Genomic DNA, 15,930 nt, shown 5'->3' on the forward strand with positions numbered 1-15,930 from the left:
CCTACATCTATGAATAAGAACCTTCTATCCATAGACGAAGCGCGATGATATGAGCGGATCGATTCATCAATTCAGAACGAGAAAGAAGCGAGGTCATGGATTTTGATACGGTAAAATTTAATGTTGAAAAAACATTAGGAAAACTCACTTTTCGTAACGCCACACCAGCGTTAGATCAATACGATAATCAATCTGAGCGTGGACGATCAGTTAAAATTTTAAAATATCGATGTTACGAACTCGGTTCAGAAGTACAAGCAGGCGCCATTCACGTTTTTATCTCGAATCGTGCGAATAAAATGAGTGATCTCAACTTTGATATGCCCTGTGAACTTGTCAATCCAACAATACAAGTTAGATCATTGATTGATCGTTATCAAAGCGAAGACGGCGATACTTGCTATAAAGCTAAATCGCTATTGATCATCATTGCCAGTGATCTCAAGTTTACGGAGGAAAGCTAATGACAACCACCTTTGGGATTGATCCAAATAAGTTTTATCCAGAGATTGATGAAACGCTTGGAAGAATAGAATTTCAAAAAATTCTGTCTGAGTATCACCCTGAAGATTTGACTGGTGACATCGACCTAGATGAAGTTAAGTCCACACGAATTGAGTTATATAGTAAGAACTTTCATGGTGCCGTGATCGTCACCCTCGTTGGTAGATTAGAAAGCAACTTTGTTTTTGGAGATGAAGTGACCTTGATCGGTGCTGAGTTTAAACCATTTTCTATCCTTCCCGACCCAACGAGAAAAGAAGTGAATAACTTCTTTCAAATCAAGATCACTGGTTTAAGAAAAGTGAACGGTCAAGGAAAAATTAGTGGCGCGTAACACAGACGGGAGCAGGTATCCTGCGGACAGTGCCGGCGGTAGCTTAAGGCACGTGTCGGTGTAGTGAGCGGAAATGTATCATTTTCGGGAACGTTAGCGACTCGGCGGCGGCGAAAGCCGCCGCCTTCAACCCCCAACTGTAACACGGGGGTTGAAATCAAGAAAAGCAAGTAAAATTGACGTATAAATACCGTTATATCAACGTTAATCGCTGTCACAAAAACAATTAAAAAATGTGTCAAGCAAAGCTAAAAAATCAAAGAAAGCGAAGTGCCAACAATGAGAGAACTCGAAAATATCCCCCTGAATCAAGCACTAAAAACCTATCGTAAACGCAACCGCCTTTCACAACAGGCTTTAGCAGATATTCTTAATATTGAACGTTCAACATTATCCCGTTACGAAAAAGGCACTCGCCTACCAACTGGAGAGGTCTTAAAAAAAATCACACAGTTCATGCCCTGGTTGATCAATCATGGTAACCCACTAGACTCAATCTTTGACTACATCAAAGTTCGCTTTAATAATCTACAGCCGGACGAAGTGATCAAGAAGATTTTAAATTTGCGACCGAAATTCTTTGTCGCCGAAGAATATGGAATGCCTTTCTATCCACAGATACTTAGTTATGGGAGTATCAGAGTGTTATCTGATCCAAATAAAGCCTCACAAGGTGTGATTATTGAGCTAACTGGACAAGGTTGTCGCGAATATGAGCAAGTATTCGGTGAAGATGGTTTAGAATGGACGAGTTTCTTCGCGGTCTGCTTGCACAACAACGGTGTTTTCAAACGGATCGATATCGCCATCAATGATTATCTGCCGATCCTTAATATCCCCGATGTGATCAAACGTGTTAAACAAGGAAATTTCAGTAGTCAGTTTAAAAAATATAGTGGCAACTTCTCTGGATTTACGCCAAGTGATGATAATGATGACATTGCCTACACCGCTGGCGAAACTATTTACTTCGGCACACCAAAATCAAACCTTCGTATTGTCTTTTATGAAAAAGATCAGGAGCAGGCGAATAAATATAATCAGTTGCCCGAAGATGAAGCCATCAAGAATCGCTATGAAGTTCGTTTCAAAAATGATTATGCGGAAGATATTGCGGTTAAGTTCTTAGAATGTGCAGATAACATGTGGTTAGTCCTCGGCGTGATCGACCATTACCTCACCCTATTGGATCGGCCGAAACAAACTAATATTCCTAGAAGTGAATGGCAAGCTTCGCAGGACTGGTTGGATCTCCTTAACGACGCAGAAGAAGTTAAACTCGTTCTGAAGCCACGAGAATATAATTATCAAAGATCGTTTAACGCGTTGACGCATCAATTCAGCTCAACAATCGCAACGACACGTGAAGCCGATAAAGCAACAGGCACCGTCTTATTAGATACTTTGGTCAACAAATCAGAGATGAAGCCACGACAAAAGAAGATGCTCGCGGCAATGTTAGCAACACGCGATGAAGTCATTGAAGATAAGGATTGGCACGTAAAAGAAAACTAGTTGTGATTATTACGTCCGTACGACAAAATGAAAAGATATGTTTTCGATAAATAGAAGTTAAGTGTTAAACGGAATCAAAAAATCACATTCATCAATTTGAATGTGATTACATAAATCTCCCTAATCTTATTCAGTTATTCGCAGACCGATTCAAGGACTGGTAGAAACAGTCTAAAAGCAAGCCGCACCAACAGAAAACATTTGAGACTTATCAGGGAAAACACATAGATAATTCCATTGATGTGAATCTCCGATAACGCTTTACATATCCTGCTTAAAAAGGTCACTCACATCAATATCAATTTCTTTCAAATAACGCTCAGCTTTACTCAAAGCGACATCGTCACCATTAAATTTCGCAAATGTGTAAGCCTGCAATAAATGGAGACTGGCTGGTGCAGTCCACTTACTAGCCTGATTTTTGATCTATGCAGCTAGGGCTACAGAGATGGACGGAAATAAGGCGATGTGAATTACACTAACTCGTCTCAAAAAGTAACCAACGTCCAGCCTATGAGGACAACCTTGAGGCACAACAAAGGCTCCTAGCTAAATCATGAAAGTTCATATTAGCCTTAATCCCATGTCGCCGTAAGTTATTTTTACCCAAAATTAAACACAAGCAACTACTTGAAGTATACTTGAGTCGTCTAAACCACAAATACAACAAGGAGTGCTTGTGCTATGGCTAGTATACCTCAAGATCAAACGAAAAAACGCGGGTTTAAAATTATTCGCAAATTGCAATAGTAAGTTAGCCAGTGCCGATAAAGCACACAGACGAAAGGGCTCATGGGAGTTCCAGGTGGATCAGGATTAGGCGGCTCGGCCTTTGCGCGCACGTGCTAATTCCTTTCGAAATACTTCAGCTGGTGTACAGAACTTAAGTAAGCGGCGCGGGAGATGGTTGAGCCGAGATTCAGCTTGACGGACCAGACTGGGTGTAGCTAGATCGAGTGATTGCCCCTTAGGAAAGTAACGTCTGAGTATACGATTGTGGACCTCATTAGTGGCGCGTTCGGCCGAGCTATAAGGGTGGGCATAATAAGTCTCGGCAACACCCTCAAGCGCAGCCGTTAGCGTGGTGAACTCTGTTCCGTTATCCGCCGTAACTGTCCGCATAACGTCACCGAATTCAGCCGTAATATTTTGCATGGCATAAGCCACAGATTCGGCGTCTTTACCCTCGATCAAGCGGACAATCTCATAGCGCGTTTTACGTTCGGTAAACGTTAATAGGACACTCTCGCTACCAGCACGTTTGCCAATGACAGTATCGATCTCAAAATGACCAAACTCGTGGCGCGTTTCTACTCGCTTTGGCCGTTCTTCAATACTACGACCGAGTAGGCGCTGATGTTGGTGCGAGTGGTGTTGGGTCATCCGGCGTTTTGTTTTTTCCAGCAGATCAAGGTTACGGATCTCCAATAGTTGCGCATCGATATAGTTGTACAAAGTCTTCGTACAGACCATTTTGGCCGGCTTAAATAACCGGTGCTTACGGGCATAACCAACAGCAGCGTCCGGCGACCAGCCCTCATGGCAGAACTTATCATCAAAGTAGGCTAAGAAGGCCGTCACTTGGCTAAATTTTAATGGACGTCCACAGTTTTGCCGCTTTATTTCATAGCGATTCTGAGCGGCTTCAGGGCTGTAAATTTCAAAGTAGTGTTTCTGATTATTAACGCGTTTAACTTGCGTGACTCGACCACGCTTGAGCTCATTATTGACGGTCTGGTGGCAGACGCCTAATCGAATCGCTATTTGCCGTGCTGAGCATCCTTCAATGTGCCAAGCGGCGATTTGACCGCGTTCGATTTCCGATAAATGGTGACCTTTTGGGCGTGGTGTGATAGACTGTTCTTGCATCAAGACGAAAACTTCTTTCATTGTTTGTTGTAGGAACTTCAATGATACCTGAATTTTTCGTCTTGGTGTCTTTTTTTTACCATTTTGGCTGGGTGGCTAACTTAATTATAAAACGCGCGGTTTAAAATTATTTCTCAATTTTGTCAGTTAGTTCATTTACCCAACTTGGTGCACCGGCTAAATGATTGTCGGCACTCCGATGTTTCTTTAGGCCCTGTATTGGTTTGGGTGTTGAAAACAATTTTCCAGCGTCAAACACTCTATCGTGCCGAAGCACCGACTTTTTGCACTAAGCGCACGATTTACAACATGCTCGATGACGGTCGAATTAATTGGCAACGCCTAAGCTGTCAGCTAGCACAGCGGGTAATTGCTAGTTTGACTAAACGATTAGATGCACGCCATAGTGGCGCCTTAATCGTCGATGATACACTGATCCCACGCCTAAGCGCAAAGCAAACTGAATTGTTGGCGAACACCTTTGACCACGATAAAAGTCGCCATCTGACTGGCTTTCGTGGACTGACCATTGCTTGGAGTAACGGTCAATTGGTCCTACCAGTGACAACGGCCGTTTTATCATCCAAAAAAGCCTCAAATCGCGTTAGGGCACCAGCGTCAACGCTGGATTGGCGGACGCTATCTGGACAGCGACGGGCTCAAGCTATGCAAGAAATGCCAACTGTTAGCCTGGCCTTAATCAAACAAGCACTGGCCAACTGGATCAAGGCAAAATATGTCCTTTTTGATAGTTGGTTTACGTCATCTAAGCTACTGCTGGCACTTAAACGCCTTGGTCTAGTCGGTGTGGGTATGCTCAAACGGACCAAGAAAAGCTACTTTCGTTATTGGAGCCGAGAATACACGATTCCTGATCTGTATCGCCACTTACGCCGGTCAAACCGGCAAACGCACACACACTATCTGTACAGTTGTATTGTTAAGGCTGAACGGTCAGGTGTTGAGTTACCGATAAAATTAGTTTTCGTGACTAAAGCTCATCGAGGCAATGATTATTTAGTACTAGCGACCACTGATACGACCTTAACACCGACCAAAATCATTGGCCTCTATACACGGCGATGGCAGATCGAGAATTATTTTCGGGCAGCTAAGCAATATCTTCGTCTAGCTACCGTGCGGTTCCAAGATTACGATGGCCTTTGTGCGCATATGGCAATCACGATGATGGCTTACGATCTGTTGGCGTGGCAACAACGACATCAACCAAATGACCAAACATTGGGTGATATTTTCCATAATTTGAATACATTACTGCCAGTATTAGATTTGACGCTGGCGGTAACACAATTGCTCGATGGCTTATCCGATATGGTTCAAGCCGAGCCAAAAATTAGTACGCGCGTTACTACCTTGATTAATAATTTGTTTAACCAGTTAACGCCACAAGTTGGCACAATAATTGGCGCAGAACTGACGGACATTGGTATCTAATTTTATCGGTCTGATACCTAGTGTGACAAGGAATCAAGCTTGATTTGGGCTTTCATGATTTAGCTCCTAGCATCATTCCTATAATCGTGAGTCTTTATCCAAAAAGGCATTTAATACTTGCTTCCAATGGGGTATAGGTTACGCCGGATTTGTGATAGAGATAACAACGCCATTGGCAATTTCCACAACTTCATCATACTGATCAAATAATTCGCGATTAACATGGTGAGAGACCGAAATAATCATGCAGGGGAGTTCCAATAAATGCTTTTCCAATTTTAGGCTAAGATCTGGATCTAGTGCTGAACTAAACTCGTCAAGTAATAATACATCAGGTTTTGCCAATAAGGCGCGTCCTAATGCAATTCTTTGACGCTCGCCTCCAGATAGATCTTCTTCAGATATACTATCATTCATCAGATCAAATCTATCAGTTAAATTGTTTAATTCTAAAAAGTTGATCATTTGTTGCAACCGTTGATTATCAACACGTTCACCTAAGAACAAATTATCAGCGAGACTTGCTTGAAAGATAGCCGGAGACTGTGTTACAAGTTTAATTTGTTTGAATGATTTTCCAGAAAGGCCATTTATCGCTAGCTCACCATATTGTTCCCCTACGGTTACACCTGAAATTGCTCGCAATAAAGTTGATTTCCCAGAACCGCTTTTCCCAACGATTAAATACTTTTTCTTCTTTTCAAAAGTCAAGGAGAGGTCATGTAATACTTCTTTTCCGTCAATTTTTTGACCATAATGATTGAAGTTAACCGTTACAATCGAATCCATTATTACTTTAGCTTCAGTAGTTGGTTCGGTCGTATATGCTTGAACACGTTTTGCAATTGGTTCGACTTCACGCCGTGAGTATAGCAACATTGATAAAACCTCCATGGGTGCACCAAGAGTTGCAGCAATTTGAATCGCCGCTAGTAGTCCACCGATAGAGAGTTGATTCTTCGTAATCAAGTAGGCACCAAGTCCGATAATAACGAATGTTTTTGTGATTTGTAAGAAAGCATTGACTGTGTACGTTACTGTTTTAAAGTTGTTGGCTTTACCTTCAGTGGAAAGAATTGCACTGTTATCTTTTAGTAGTAGCCTCTTAAAATAGCCTCGTGCACCAAAATTATAAAGCGTCTCAATACCTTTTACGAATGAAGTGGTTCTTTTATTTAATATATCTTGAGCGTTTATTTGATCTTCGCGGTTTTTCTGGCTCTTCTTCGAAAAAACTTTCGGAAAAACTACAATTATTATGCTGATGATAATTATCACCACAGAAAGTGTTTTGTTAATTGTGAATAGACCAACCGATGAAAGTATGATCATACTAATGCAGTTGACAATATCGATTTCACCCTTGACGTATTGTTCAGCAATAGTTGAGCTACTAACGTTAATATCAGTAATCGCAGAAGATAATGATTTTTCTTGATACTTTCGATGTGCAAATAAGGAACGGACAACATTGATTCTGAAAAAATTTTTAACACGTTTGACTAAATCAAGGCTGAGAAATGTACTGATTGCTGAGAACGTTGCTTGAAGTACTGAACACACCAGAAACAGCCAAAAATAAATTCCAGAGATATTATGAGGATCAGTTGTAACAGCATTGATAAACCGTCCGCTGATCAGCGGTACTAATACAGAAATTGCACTCCATAAAACCGTAGCAACTAGTGTTAATAAATACCAGAATTTTATTTTAATTGATAAAAGTTTCACTGTTATCCTCCGTAAATAATTATTTTTTTAATTAATATTAAGCATTAGATATGTCAATTAAGTCTAATATACCGCAACAATATATCACATTATTAATTGTTTTTCAATAATCAATTCATAGTTTAATAACATTATTTGATGGTTTTCAAAGGATTATTATAATCTGTGATTTAATATTTTAAAATTTATTTGATTAGCATAATATACAAAACATTTATCGACAGTTAGTTTAATTGTGGTATTATTATCATTAAGATTGCTTTTTATTGAGCAACTGCCCCGAGACCGCATTGAACACTTCACATAAGATTTAGGCTTGTCGTTTTAAAGAATTAAAGCACAGTATTAATTATTACTTCTTTTGCCAGCACCGATTATGGAGGAATTTATATGTTGAGTGAAATAAGAAAATACAGCAAAAAGAAAGGCTCACGTAAACAGATGGGAATGCCTTGCCCCGGTGGAACACCGTACAACATCATTCGGCCAATTATCAAAAACAAAAATTAGCAACAGAATTTAGTGTCCCAATTTGGTCTCAGGGGTACATAATTTTGCAGAGTAGGTGGAGTGTCATGTATTTTGACTTATCTAAATTTGCACTATTTCACTGGTATAAGGAGCAAATCTATGGAACCCTAATTAGTGGTGAGATTGTTAGATTTAATGTGGTAGAGTCCTATTTACTGGAGCTCTATTTTGAATCTGATAGTTGTAGTAATCTTAGAAGTAAACTGATTTCCTTGGGATTAACTGCCAATGAAACCGAAAAGTTTATTGCAAAGTTTTTGAATAATAATGAAAATTTTTTATCATTGCAAGATTGTGCATACTCGCTTCCTATGATTACTGGAGAGAAAGGAAAATCCTATCCACTTGAGTTTCATGTTTCGTTAACCAATAAGTGCTTTTTGAAATGTAAGCATTGTTATAAGGGGGATATTCTGAAACCAAAGGAATTAGACTTCAACAAGTTAGTTGATTTCCTAAATCATTTCATAGGTAAAGTACCGCTGATTACACTGTCTGGTGGTGAGCCGACTCTATACAGGCATTTCAATGAATTGATAGATGAGCTATCAAAGAACTTCTTAATATCATTCAGTACTTCTGGTTTCAAAATTGCCCCTAAAAAAGGGAATGCTCTGATAGAACTCGGCAGAAATGTACAAGTTTCCTTATATTATGACAATCCTCTAGAGCATGATAGTTTTACACAAGTAAAGGGCTCCTTTAAGAGCACCACCAACTTTATTCGATCATGCATAGCTCGTGGGCACCAAGTTAGTGTTACAACACTTTTTCAAAACGACACTAAAAAACTGTACGATACAATTGCATATTGTGCACAATTAGGTGTGAGCAATGTTGCGGTTGGCGAAATAACAAATATCGGGCGAGCATCTAATCAACATTTTTACGCCAAGGATTTTACTCGTGTTGTTAATAATGCTAAAAGAGATTTTGAGAATATTATTCCAATTTATTTTGAGGAACAAGGTGAAAATTTACAATTAAGCTGTTTGGGCTGTATTGCCGGAACGCTTCTTTGGTCAATATTTGAAGATGGGGATATTTATGGATGCGGAATCGGGAAAATAGACTATATGAAAATTGGAACAATAAATGAATTACCCATCGAACAAATTTCTGATAACTCTTCATTCTTGGAACGTATGCAAATAGCCACAGGAACAAGCAATGGAAGTAATCGAGTACAATGTCCGTTTAAAAAATAGGACTTCCATGAAAGAGAATTTATGTTAATCTAACAAAAAACGCTATCCATTTTCACAGACAGCGACACACGCCTCGACAGACTTCAAATTTTATTATCAATAACCTTCAAAATGACCTTCACGAAGGATTATCATCCTGAATATATCCGTGAAATCCCTGGTGTACAAGCATTTGAGAGAAATCCAAGCTCAAACCCCTGGCGATCAACTCCCGTTCCGCGGAAGTAATCTCGGCAACGTCAACTTGGTCAAACGTCTCATCGAAAATCGCCTTGGCCGTTTCGAAGGAACCACCGTTATGCAATAGTTTCAAAATCTCCACGATCTTCTGCTGACGATAAACGGCGTTATGCTTGATCTGATCAGCTCCACTCATACTTCTGCCACCTCGAATCCGGCGTTATGTAACGCCGTTATTAGTTGTACTAAGGGGATTTCTTTCATTTTCGCGCCTTTACGCAAGGTCATAAAGCGCCCCGCGGTTTGTAACATGAGCGGGTTAGTCACGCCATCTAAACCGATCGCGATCATCACCGGCTGGACCTCAGGAACCTGGTTAAGCAAGTCAAAAACCGGCTGATCCAAACTGATTGTCTTCGTTGTCATCCGCAAAACCTCACTTTTCTACACCCCCATTGTACCATGTTGCCAGGAGTTAATTGTGGACAATTCAATTATTGTCCCTGAAAAAAAGGCGCTTCCAAACCCATTAGACAGGAAAAAGCAGAGTGCGCAGCGCAACGGGTTGACTTCGAGCATTAGCCTAGCTAGTGTTTTGGCAGCGAACACGTTCAAAAAAGCCGGCGACCGAAAACCGGCGCCGGCTGTGAAACTTTTTTGATTGATGATATTGGGTTTGATAAAACGGCTGGTTAATCGTGGTCCCCATTATAGATGGTATTGCGGACCAAAACATAGTCCACGGCTTGTAATGCGGCCAGATCCCGCCCGCCCGCGTAAGAAATGGCCGACTGCAAGTCTTCTTCCATGTCCGTCAATTCTTGGTAGAGATCACCTTTCAACGGCAACAGTAAATGTTTACCCTCGATATTATGATGTTCGTGTTTTTGATTTTCGGAAGCGGAACCGAAATATTCCTTATAGACCTTGCCCGCATGCTCGACGATTTGGCCGGGAGATTGTTCAAAGCCGGCCAGCATTGAGCCGACCATCACCATGGTGGCGCCAAAACGGATCGACTTGGCAATATCGCCGTGAGTTCGAATCCCACCGTCAGCGATAATTGGTTTAGTCGCGGCGGCCGCGCACCATTCCAGCGCGGACAACTGCCAGCCACCAGTGCCAAAGCCTGTCTTGATTTTTGTGATACACGCGCGGCCAGGACCAATGCCCACTTTCGTCGCGTCCGCGCCTGCTGTTTCCAAATTGCGCACGCCTTCAGGGGTTCCCACATTGCCGGCGATGACAAAAGTCTCTGGCAACGTTTGCTTAATGAATTTGATCATCGCGATCACCGAATCCGCATGACCGTGGGCAATATCAATGGTCACAAATTCCGGCGTCGCTTGGGCCGCCCGCAATTCCTCAACAAATTTGAATTCATCTGGTTTTACCCCCACCGAAATCGAGGCAAACAAGTTATGTTGATGCATTTTCTGAACGAAGGCGAGGCGCGTTTCCGGTTGAAAACGATGCATCACATAGAAATAGCCATGACTCGCCAGCCATAGCGCTAAAGGTTCATTGATCACCGTTTGCATATTGGCCGGGACCACTGGGATCTTGAACTCATAATCCCCTAGTTTCACTGCGGTCGCCACTTCTTGACGGCTGTTGACCACACAGCGGCGGGGAATCAATTGGACGTCATCATAATCAAATGTATTCATGCACACTCACCTATATCGTTCGTATATTTTTTAAGCCAGAACTATCTTAACAATTTGTCAGCCGATATGCAAGTAAAATACGAACTATATTTGTATTGTTATCCTTATTGTCCTTTTTTCATTTGATGGCTGAGATTCTTGCAGCTGGTGCGGCAGTTATTAAGTATTTCAATTATGGCCGCGGCTTGCGCTGCGAAATTCGGGGTGAGCTCGCTGTGGGCGTCACTTTGAGCTTCGCAAAACCCGCGAATCTCAAAGCTGAGCCTTATTCTAAGCGGCAAAGCCGCTAAGAATAACGACACGGCGATCTCACCCCGAATTTCTCCGCTCCAGCCGCTCAACGTTATAGCAGCCGGTTGAGCACTCACGCCGGCTGACAGGCTATGGTCAATTGATGGGGAGCCCCGCAATTAACGGCCGTGGTTAGTGGTTATGATTCTTAAATTGGTGACACCGGTACAATCCGCCTGATAAACAAAGCTAGTTCTCGGTGAATCAACTGAATCGGTCAATTTCCACCCGTGGACTGTTAAGAAAACAGGTACGGATGTTCGGTCTACGCAAAGTGTCCCGACCTCCTGATCAAAATCCGTTGGTATTGCCGTACCACCACAAAAGTGGACAATTGTTTGACCTCTAGCTTGCAAGAGCACTTCGTCAAATACCCAACTTCGATTGCAGATGAGCTCAATTCCGCCTAGCAACCGGCTGGGACTGCGCGGCTCAGTGGTGAAATTGTCCTTTGCGGCTTTGCCGCTTAGGACAAGGCTCGATTTGAAGCCAAGCCGCTGGGCTTGCGGATTGGCTTCAAACGATGCCCACCACGTTCCAGTCCGCAACAGCAGTCCCAGCCGGTTGCGTCCACATCCAAACCCGCCAAACCTGCAATCAACCCCAACAAAAAAGAGCAATCGCCTGCGACGATTGCCCAACTGTGGTACCAATTCATTCATGATCGTTCAAATTCATTTTTCATGACCAACCAGCGTTGCGGCGCTATTTGACCAACAACGCCTCTTTCGCGTGGATCAATTCGGTCAGCAGTTGACAGATCGGCGTCGCCAAGCCAGCTGCCGCCGCCTTTTTCGCGACGTAACCGTTCAGATAATCGATCTCGGTCAAACGATGATGCTCGATCAGGTCTTGATGCATGGACGGATAGTGCTCGCCCGCCTTCTTCGGATCATACAAAGCCTCAATGTCTCGGGCGATCGGCTCCACAGGCAAGGCCACTTGATCATCATGTTTGGCGACCAGGGCAAACTCGGCGATGATCTGGCGCAACAATTTCGCGGTCTGTGGCAACGCGCCTAACTGGGCGATGTTGCAATCCAACAACGTGCATAAAGTATTCAAGGTCCCATTGACACAGGCTTTTCGCCAGATCGAGAAAATCACATTGGGACTGTATTCCGCCTTTAACCCTGCCGCGCTGAAAACGCGACAGATTTCTTCGGCCGCCGCTTGTTCCGTCGGCACGATATTTTGAACTTCGACGCGACCATCACCAACTAGTTTGACGTGACCTGGTCCGATCAACGCCGCCGTCCATAACGTCACGCCCATAAAAATGTTCTCTCGGTGAACGTATTTCTCCAAGGTTGGCACGTGACCTAAGCCGTTCAATAGGCAAACGATCTTCGTTTCCGGTGTCAAAATCGGTTCGATCGCCGCTAACATTTTCGGGAGACCCATGGATTTGGTAAAGAGGATCACCAATTCTGGTTTCTCCGTCACTTGGGCCGGTAAGTACGCCGGTAAGTGGACCTGAGAACTGCCGGTTTCTGTATCAACGGTCAAACCCTTGGCGTTGATCGCCGCCACATGTTCCGCCCACTGATCGATCAGAATGACTTGATTTCCCGCACGGCTAAGCATGACCCCGAAGCGGGAACCCATTGCGCCCGCACCTGCAATTGCGATTTTCATGATTAAAACTCCTTTTTTTGAAACGTGTTGCACACAACTGACTTCTGCGCTTAACTACGCCAGGTTTCCGGAAGCACAACCAGCTTCCAAAATCCTGCCTAGGTTAATGCTCAAAGTCAACCCGTTGTGTTCCGCACTCTTTTGGAAACGTGCTGCACACAACTAAACTACAGGTCTATTCTAACCGCTTTCGCCGCGCTTGGCCTGGATAACGCCTTGGTTATTTCGTTTTAAAATGGTGGTAAAGCCGCAAGCCTAAGTTGACCAATAGCACGATAAGCCCACCAAACAGCAATAAATAACCGATGGGGATCAGGAAGAAAGGCTCCTGTAAAACGCCGTTACTGTCCAGCGAGGAACCGATCAACGCCGCCGACAAGAAGCAGGCGCCGCCTAATACAAATAAGATCACGGTCGCGATATTGAGCCGGGCCAAGCGCACTTGACTACCATCTTTAACTAATTTCTTTGCCATCGTTTCGTCTCCTAAAATCAATTGATCAAGAGAGATTTGGAAAAGTTGGGCAATGGTGACCACCATGGCCAGATCCGGCAAATTACGATTATTCTCCCAACTAGAAACAGTTTGCCGCGACACATGTAACTGCTGGGCCAACTGTTCCTGCGTTAAGGCGTGTTGTTGCCGAATTTTCTTGACTTGTCCTCCGAAATCCAAATAACTTCCTCCTGTCACTTTTAGGTATAGCAGTCACGCCCGTTTTTGCCTAGCTTGCGCTACAAGCGGTGGCGCTAGCGGCTTGCCAGTTACACCAGCGCCCACGTCAAAATCTCGCCAGTCGCACAAGCATTCCTATTCCTTCAGGCTTTCGCTTGCGTTATATAACGCTGTAACGACCGTTTGGCAATAACTTATCAGCGCGTTATTGCGCCGTTCGCTGTTGCTTCACGGCAGTGGCGTAACCACGTTTAGATTTGTACCCCGCGGCGAAAATCTGCTTCATTTCCGCCAAATGTTTGGTCTGCGTCGCGTCGGCTTTGACGCCAAACAAATAGCGCGCCCACTCCCGCTGATAGCCTGGGGTCAATCCGCGAAAAAACGCTTGAAGTGTTGGATCATCCGCCAATAATTCCGCCACTTGGGGAATCATCGCCTCATAATCCGCTAAATTTCGACTGATCATTTGCCTTGCTCCTGACTCAATGTTATTTTCACTTACGGTTGACGTGAAAAATCCGATCAGTGCCAGAGATTCTTGAAGGAATCCCCTAATTGCACCGCCGCTTGGGCATACTTGTTCTTGATTGCCGGTTGGATCCGCAAGGAACAATCGCGCGCGATAAAATCGGCGATCTCCGCGTAAGTCATTTGCGAAGTATCGATTTTCTGAGCGAATTTAACGTCATCCAAGGGCGCCTGTTCATCCTTCAACCGCGTCACCGCAAATTGGTCGTGCAGATCCCCGCGCAACTTCAACCGCTTCTTGATTGTTTCCGGATCCGCGGTCAAGAAATAATGGCGAACATCAATTTGATCTTGTCGCAAACGCCCGATCACCTCATCGAAATAGCGCGGTTCCAGCAACTCCTCCGGCACGATCACCGTTTGTTTGCCCTGCAACGCGATTTTCCGCAATAACTGATAATTCCATTGCCGCCATTCTGGATAATCCTGGAAATTGTCCAACCGCAATGATTTCGGTAGCTGTTTGCGCAACAGTGTCCCCACATTATCCGGGTCATAGCGCGACGACCCATTCAAGCGCCGATTCAACTCCGCCGCCGTTTGCGATTTCCCGACGCCAAAAGCGCCATTTAACCAAATAATCATTTTGATCACCTATGTTTTACCAGCGCAGAGCTGAAATCTGCGCTTTTTTCTTATCATACCATGGACGCCGGGATTTTAGTCAAATGTAGCCATCGACTGCAATCACGGCCGCAACAGCACCACTAGAAAAGCGGACCAAACAATTCAATGTATTTCGAAATAACGGACCAGAAAAATTTAAATATAATAATAATCGTCATGATCACACCTATAGCGGCTGAGATCATGCCGATTCGCTCACTCTTAGCATTGGGTATGTCCACTTCTGGCTGCTCTGATTCGGGTTGATCCGTTTCTGCCTGCTCTGATTCGGGTTGATCCGTTTCTGCTTGCTCTGATTCGGGCTCCGCTATTCCAGAGCCCGCCGTAATGCTGGACTCGGACTCAACGAACACCCCCTGCTTGGAACCGGTTTGCGTTTGGTGCGGGTGGCTGCTGACCCGCACATCCTCATGCCAAGTATCGCCATCATGATAGTCTTCCTGGCGGTCATGATAAACAATATCCGCCGGTTCGTGATAGGTTTCTTCCCGCCCTAATTGTCGTTGTCGTCGCACTGCCCATTCCCCCTACTTGATCATGGTCTAGCCATTTCTGCCCTTGCTTTAATTCTACCCTTTTTTGCTGAGGCAACCAAGCCAACCTGGATAATAATTTAATAAGGGCTCTGATAAAATCAGCTTCCCGCTTTTGTGGTGGTACGGCAATGCCAACGGATCCGGATTAGCAGGTCGGGACATTTTTTGTAAGCTGAACACCTCTACTTGTTTCCTTAACAACCCACCGGTGGAATCAGACCGATTCAGTTGATTCGCTGAGAACTAGTTCTGTTCATCAGAAGGACTGCGCTGGAGTCACCAATTTAAAAATTGTGGCCACTAACCACGTTCGTCAATTGCGTGGTTCCCCGTCAATTGACCATAGCTTGCCAACTGGCGTGAGTGCTCAAACGACTGTTAAAACGCTGAGCGGCTGGAGCGGAGAAATTCGGGGTGAGATCGCCGTGAAATTGTCCTTGGCGGCTTTGCCGCTTAGGACAAGGCTCAGCTTTGAGATTCGCGGGTTTTGCGAAGCTCAAAGTGATGCCCACAGCGAGCTCACCCCGAATTTCGCAGCGCAAGCCGCGGCCAAGCTACTTTTACTCAGCGAAGTGAAGTACGCCAGCCCCACCAAGCGCCACGCCGCCACAATCGAGATTGAATTTTAGGAATATTC

Annotated in this window: 18 protein-coding genes; 6 read left to right on the forward strand and 12 right to left on the reverse strand. The window is 44.0% G+C overall.

The genetic code is table 11. From position 1 onward, the window contains the following. The first annotated feature begins 95 nt into the window (after nucleotides 1-95). The 3 genes from EKM94_RS01925 to EKM94_RS01935 all read left to right on the forward strand — a co-directional run bounded on the left by EKM94_RS01925 (nucleotide 96) and on the right by EKM94_RS01935 (nucleotide 2,353). On the forward strand, nucleotides 96-464 hold the full coding sequence (locus EKM94_RS01925) for a DUF961 family protein (protein WP_125596640.1): 369 nt from the start codon (nucleotides 96-98) through the stop codon (nucleotides 462-464). Beyond that, nucleotides 464-838: a hypothetical protein gene (locus tag EKM94_RS01930; RefSeq protein ID WP_125596643.1), complete on the forward strand. Its 375-nt coding sequence runs from the start codon at nucleotides 464-466 to the stop codon at nucleotides 836-838. Before EKM94_RS01925 ends, EKM94_RS01930 begins: the two co-directional genes overlap by 1 nt. Nucleotides 839-1,117: 279 nt before the next feature. Then, complete coding sequence (locus EKM94_RS01935; RefSeq protein WP_057824529.1) at nucleotides 1,118-2,353, forward strand: XRE family transcriptional regulator; 1,236 nt, start codon at nucleotides 1,118-1,120, stop codon at nucleotides 2,351-2,353. An 816-nt stretch (nucleotides 2,354-3,169) separates the two neighbouring features. On the opposite strand, the gene EKM94_RS01940 is transcribed toward EKM94_RS01935, so the two are convergent. Beyond that, on the reverse strand, nucleotides 3,170-4,243 hold the full coding sequence (locus EKM94_RS01940; RefSeq protein WP_125596978.1) for an IS30 family transposase: 1,074 nt from the start codon (nucleotides 4,241-4,243) through the stop codon (nucleotides 3,170-3,172). A gap of 108 nt (nucleotides 4,244-4,351) precedes the next feature. On the opposite strand from EKM94_RS01940, the gene EKM94_RS01945 reads away from it, so the two are divergent. Beyond that, the gene (locus tag EKM94_RS01945; protein ID WP_449826293.1) at nucleotides 4,352-5,677 is read left to right on the forward strand and encodes an IS4 family transposase; all 1,326 of its coding nucleotides are present in this window, start codon (nucleotides 4,352-4,354) and stop codon (nucleotides 5,675-5,677) included. Nucleotides 5,678-5,815: 138 nt separating this feature from the next. On the opposite strand, the gene EKM94_RS01950 is transcribed toward EKM94_RS01945, so the two are convergent. Further along, complete coding sequence (locus tag EKM94_RS01950; RefSeq protein WP_057823587.1) at nucleotides 5,816-7,408, reverse strand: ATP-binding cassette domain-containing protein; 1,593 nt, start codon at nucleotides 7,406-7,408, stop codon at nucleotides 5,816-5,818. A gap of 575 nt (nucleotides 7,409-7,983) precedes the next feature. Between EKM94_RS01950 and EKM94_RS01955 the strand changes: the two genes are divergently transcribed. Further along, nucleotides 7,984-9,147, forward strand: a complete 1,164-nt coding sequence (locus tag EKM94_RS01955; protein ID WP_057823588.1) for a radical SAM protein — start codon at nucleotides 7,984-7,986, stop codon at nucleotides 9,145-9,147. Nucleotides 9,148-9,265: 118 nt separating this feature from the next. Here the strand turns inward: EKM94_RS01955 and EKM94_RS01960 are convergent, their stop codons facing one another. The 10 genes from EKM94_RS01960 to EKM94_RS02005 form a co-directional block, all read right to left on the reverse strand. Continuing rightward, nucleotides 9,266-9,523, reverse strand: coding sequence for a DUF438 domain-containing protein (locus EKM94_RS01960; protein ID WP_125596649.1), 258 nt, complete (start codon nucleotides 9,521-9,523; stop codon nucleotides 9,266-9,268). Further along, the gene (locus EKM94_RS01965) at nucleotides 9,520-9,753 is read right to left on the reverse strand and encodes a DUF1858 domain-containing protein (RefSeq protein WP_125596652.1); all 234 of its coding nucleotides are present in this window, start codon (nucleotides 9,751-9,753) and stop codon (nucleotides 9,520-9,522) included. The genes EKM94_RS01960 and EKM94_RS01965 overlap by 4 nt, the downstream gene beginning before the upstream one ends. Before the next feature lie 266 nt (nucleotides 9,754-10,019). Continuing rightward, complete coding sequence (locus EKM94_RS01970) at nucleotides 10,020-10,997, reverse strand: GMP reductase (protein ID WP_125596655.1); 978 nt, start codon at nucleotides 10,995-10,997, stop codon at nucleotides 10,020-10,022. Between the two features lie 104 nt (nucleotides 10,998-11,101). Beyond that, nucleotides 11,102-11,407 carry a hypothetical protein gene (locus EKM94_RS01975; RefSeq protein WP_125596658.1) on the reverse strand — a complete coding sequence of 102 codons (306 nt, stop codon included), beginning with the start codon at nucleotides 11,405-11,407 and terminating at the stop codon, nucleotides 11,102-11,104. After that, the gene (locus tag EKM94_RS01980) at nucleotides 11,408-11,950 is read right to left on the reverse strand and encodes a hypothetical protein (RefSeq protein WP_125596661.1); all 543 of its coding nucleotides are present in this window, start codon (nucleotides 11,948-11,950) and stop codon (nucleotides 11,408-11,410) included. Between the two features lie 43 nt (nucleotides 11,951-11,993). After that, a complete protein-coding gene (locus tag EKM94_RS01985) occupies nucleotides 11,994-12,926 on the reverse strand; it encodes a 2-dehydropantoate 2-reductase (protein ID WP_125596664.1) in 933 nt (310 codons plus the stop codon). A gap of 220 nt (nucleotides 12,927-13,146) precedes the next feature. Next, nucleotides 13,147-13,602, reverse strand: a complete 456-nt coding sequence (locus EKM94_RS01990; protein ID WP_125596667.1) for a helix-turn-helix domain-containing protein — start codon at nucleotides 13,600-13,602, stop codon at nucleotides 13,147-13,149. 205 nt (nucleotides 13,603-13,807) lie between these two features. Then, nucleotides 13,808-14,068 carry a YdeI/OmpD-associated family protein gene (locus EKM94_RS01995; protein ID WP_125596670.1) on the reverse strand — a complete coding sequence of 87 codons (261 nt, stop codon included), beginning with the start codon at nucleotides 14,066-14,068 and terminating at the stop codon, nucleotides 13,808-13,810. A 56-nt stretch (nucleotides 14,069-14,124) separates the two neighbouring features. Further along, nucleotides 14,125-14,715 carry an AAA family ATPase gene (locus tag EKM94_RS02000; RefSeq protein WP_125596673.1) on the reverse strand — a complete coding sequence of 197 codons (591 nt, stop codon included), beginning with the start codon at nucleotides 14,713-14,715 and terminating at the stop codon, nucleotides 14,125-14,127. A gap of 122 nt (nucleotides 14,716-14,837) precedes the next feature. Next, complete coding sequence (locus tag EKM94_RS02005; protein ID WP_125596676.1) at nucleotides 14,838-15,272, reverse strand: hypothetical protein; 435 nt, start codon at nucleotides 15,270-15,272, stop codon at nucleotides 14,838-14,840. Between the two features lie 314 nt (nucleotides 15,273-15,586). Between EKM94_RS02005 and EKM94_RS02010 the strand changes: the two genes are divergently transcribed. Beyond that, entirely contained in the window at nucleotides 15,587-15,922 is a 336-nt protein-coding gene (locus tag EKM94_RS02010) for a hypothetical protein (protein ID WP_125596679.1), read from the forward strand. The last annotated feature ends 8 nt before the right edge of the window (nucleotides 15,923-15,930 follow it).

The organism is Lapidilactobacillus achengensis, from assembly GCF_003946655.1.
Classification (GTDB): Bacteria; Bacillota; Bacilli; order Lactobacillales; family Lactobacillaceae; genus Lapidilactobacillus; species Lapidilactobacillus achengensis.

What these genes read in the sequence shown, in the direction of transcription:
- EKM94_RS01925 (WP_125596640.1), top strand. Translation starts at nt 96, where the DNA reads ATGGATTTTGATACGGTAAAATTTAATGTTGAAAAAACATTAGGAAAA.
- EKM94_RS01930 (WP_125596643.1), top strand. Translation starts at nt 464, where the DNA reads ATGACAACCACCTTTGGGATTGATCCAAATAAGTTTTATCCAGAGATT.
- EKM94_RS01935 (WP_057824529.1), top strand. Translation starts at nt 1,118, where the DNA reads ATGAGAGAACTCGAAAATATCCCCCTGAATCAAGCACTAAAAACCTAT.
- EKM94_RS01940 (WP_125596978.1), bottom strand. Translation starts at nt 4,243, where the DNA reads ATGAAAGAAGTTTTCGTCTTGATGCAAGAACAGTCTATCACACCACGC.
- EKM94_RS01955 (WP_057823588.1), top strand. Translation starts at nt 7,984, where the DNA reads ATGTATTTTGACTTATCTAAATTTGCACTATTTCACTGGTATAAGGAG.
- EKM94_RS01960 (WP_125596649.1), bottom strand. Translation starts at nt 9,523, where the DNA reads ATGAGTGGAGCTGATCAGATCAAGCATAACGCCGTTTATCGTCAGCAG.
- EKM94_RS01965 (WP_125596652.1), bottom strand. Translation starts at nt 9,753, where the DNA reads ATGACAACGAAGACAATCAGTTTGGATCAGCCGGTTTTTGACTTGCTT.
- EKM94_RS01970 (WP_125596655.1), bottom strand. Translation starts at nt 10,997, where the DNA reads ATGAATACATTTGATTATGATGACGTCCAATTGATTCCCCGCCGCTGT.
- EKM94_RS01980 (WP_125596661.1), bottom strand. Translation starts at nt 11,950, where the DNA reads ATGAATGAATTGGTACCACAGTTGGGCAATCGTCGCAGGCGATTGCTC.
- EKM94_RS01985 (WP_125596664.1), bottom strand. Translation starts at nt 12,926, where the DNA reads ATGAAAATCGCAATTGCAGGTGCGGGCGCAATGGGTTCCCGCTTCGGG.
- EKM94_RS01995 (WP_125596670.1), bottom strand. Translation starts at nt 14,068, where the DNA reads ATGATCAGTCGAAATTTAGCGGATTATGAGGCGATGATTCCCCAAGTG.
- EKM94_RS02000 (WP_125596673.1), bottom strand. Translation starts at nt 14,715, where the DNA reads ATGATTATTTGGTTAAATGGCGCTTTTGGCGTCGGGAAATCGCAAACG.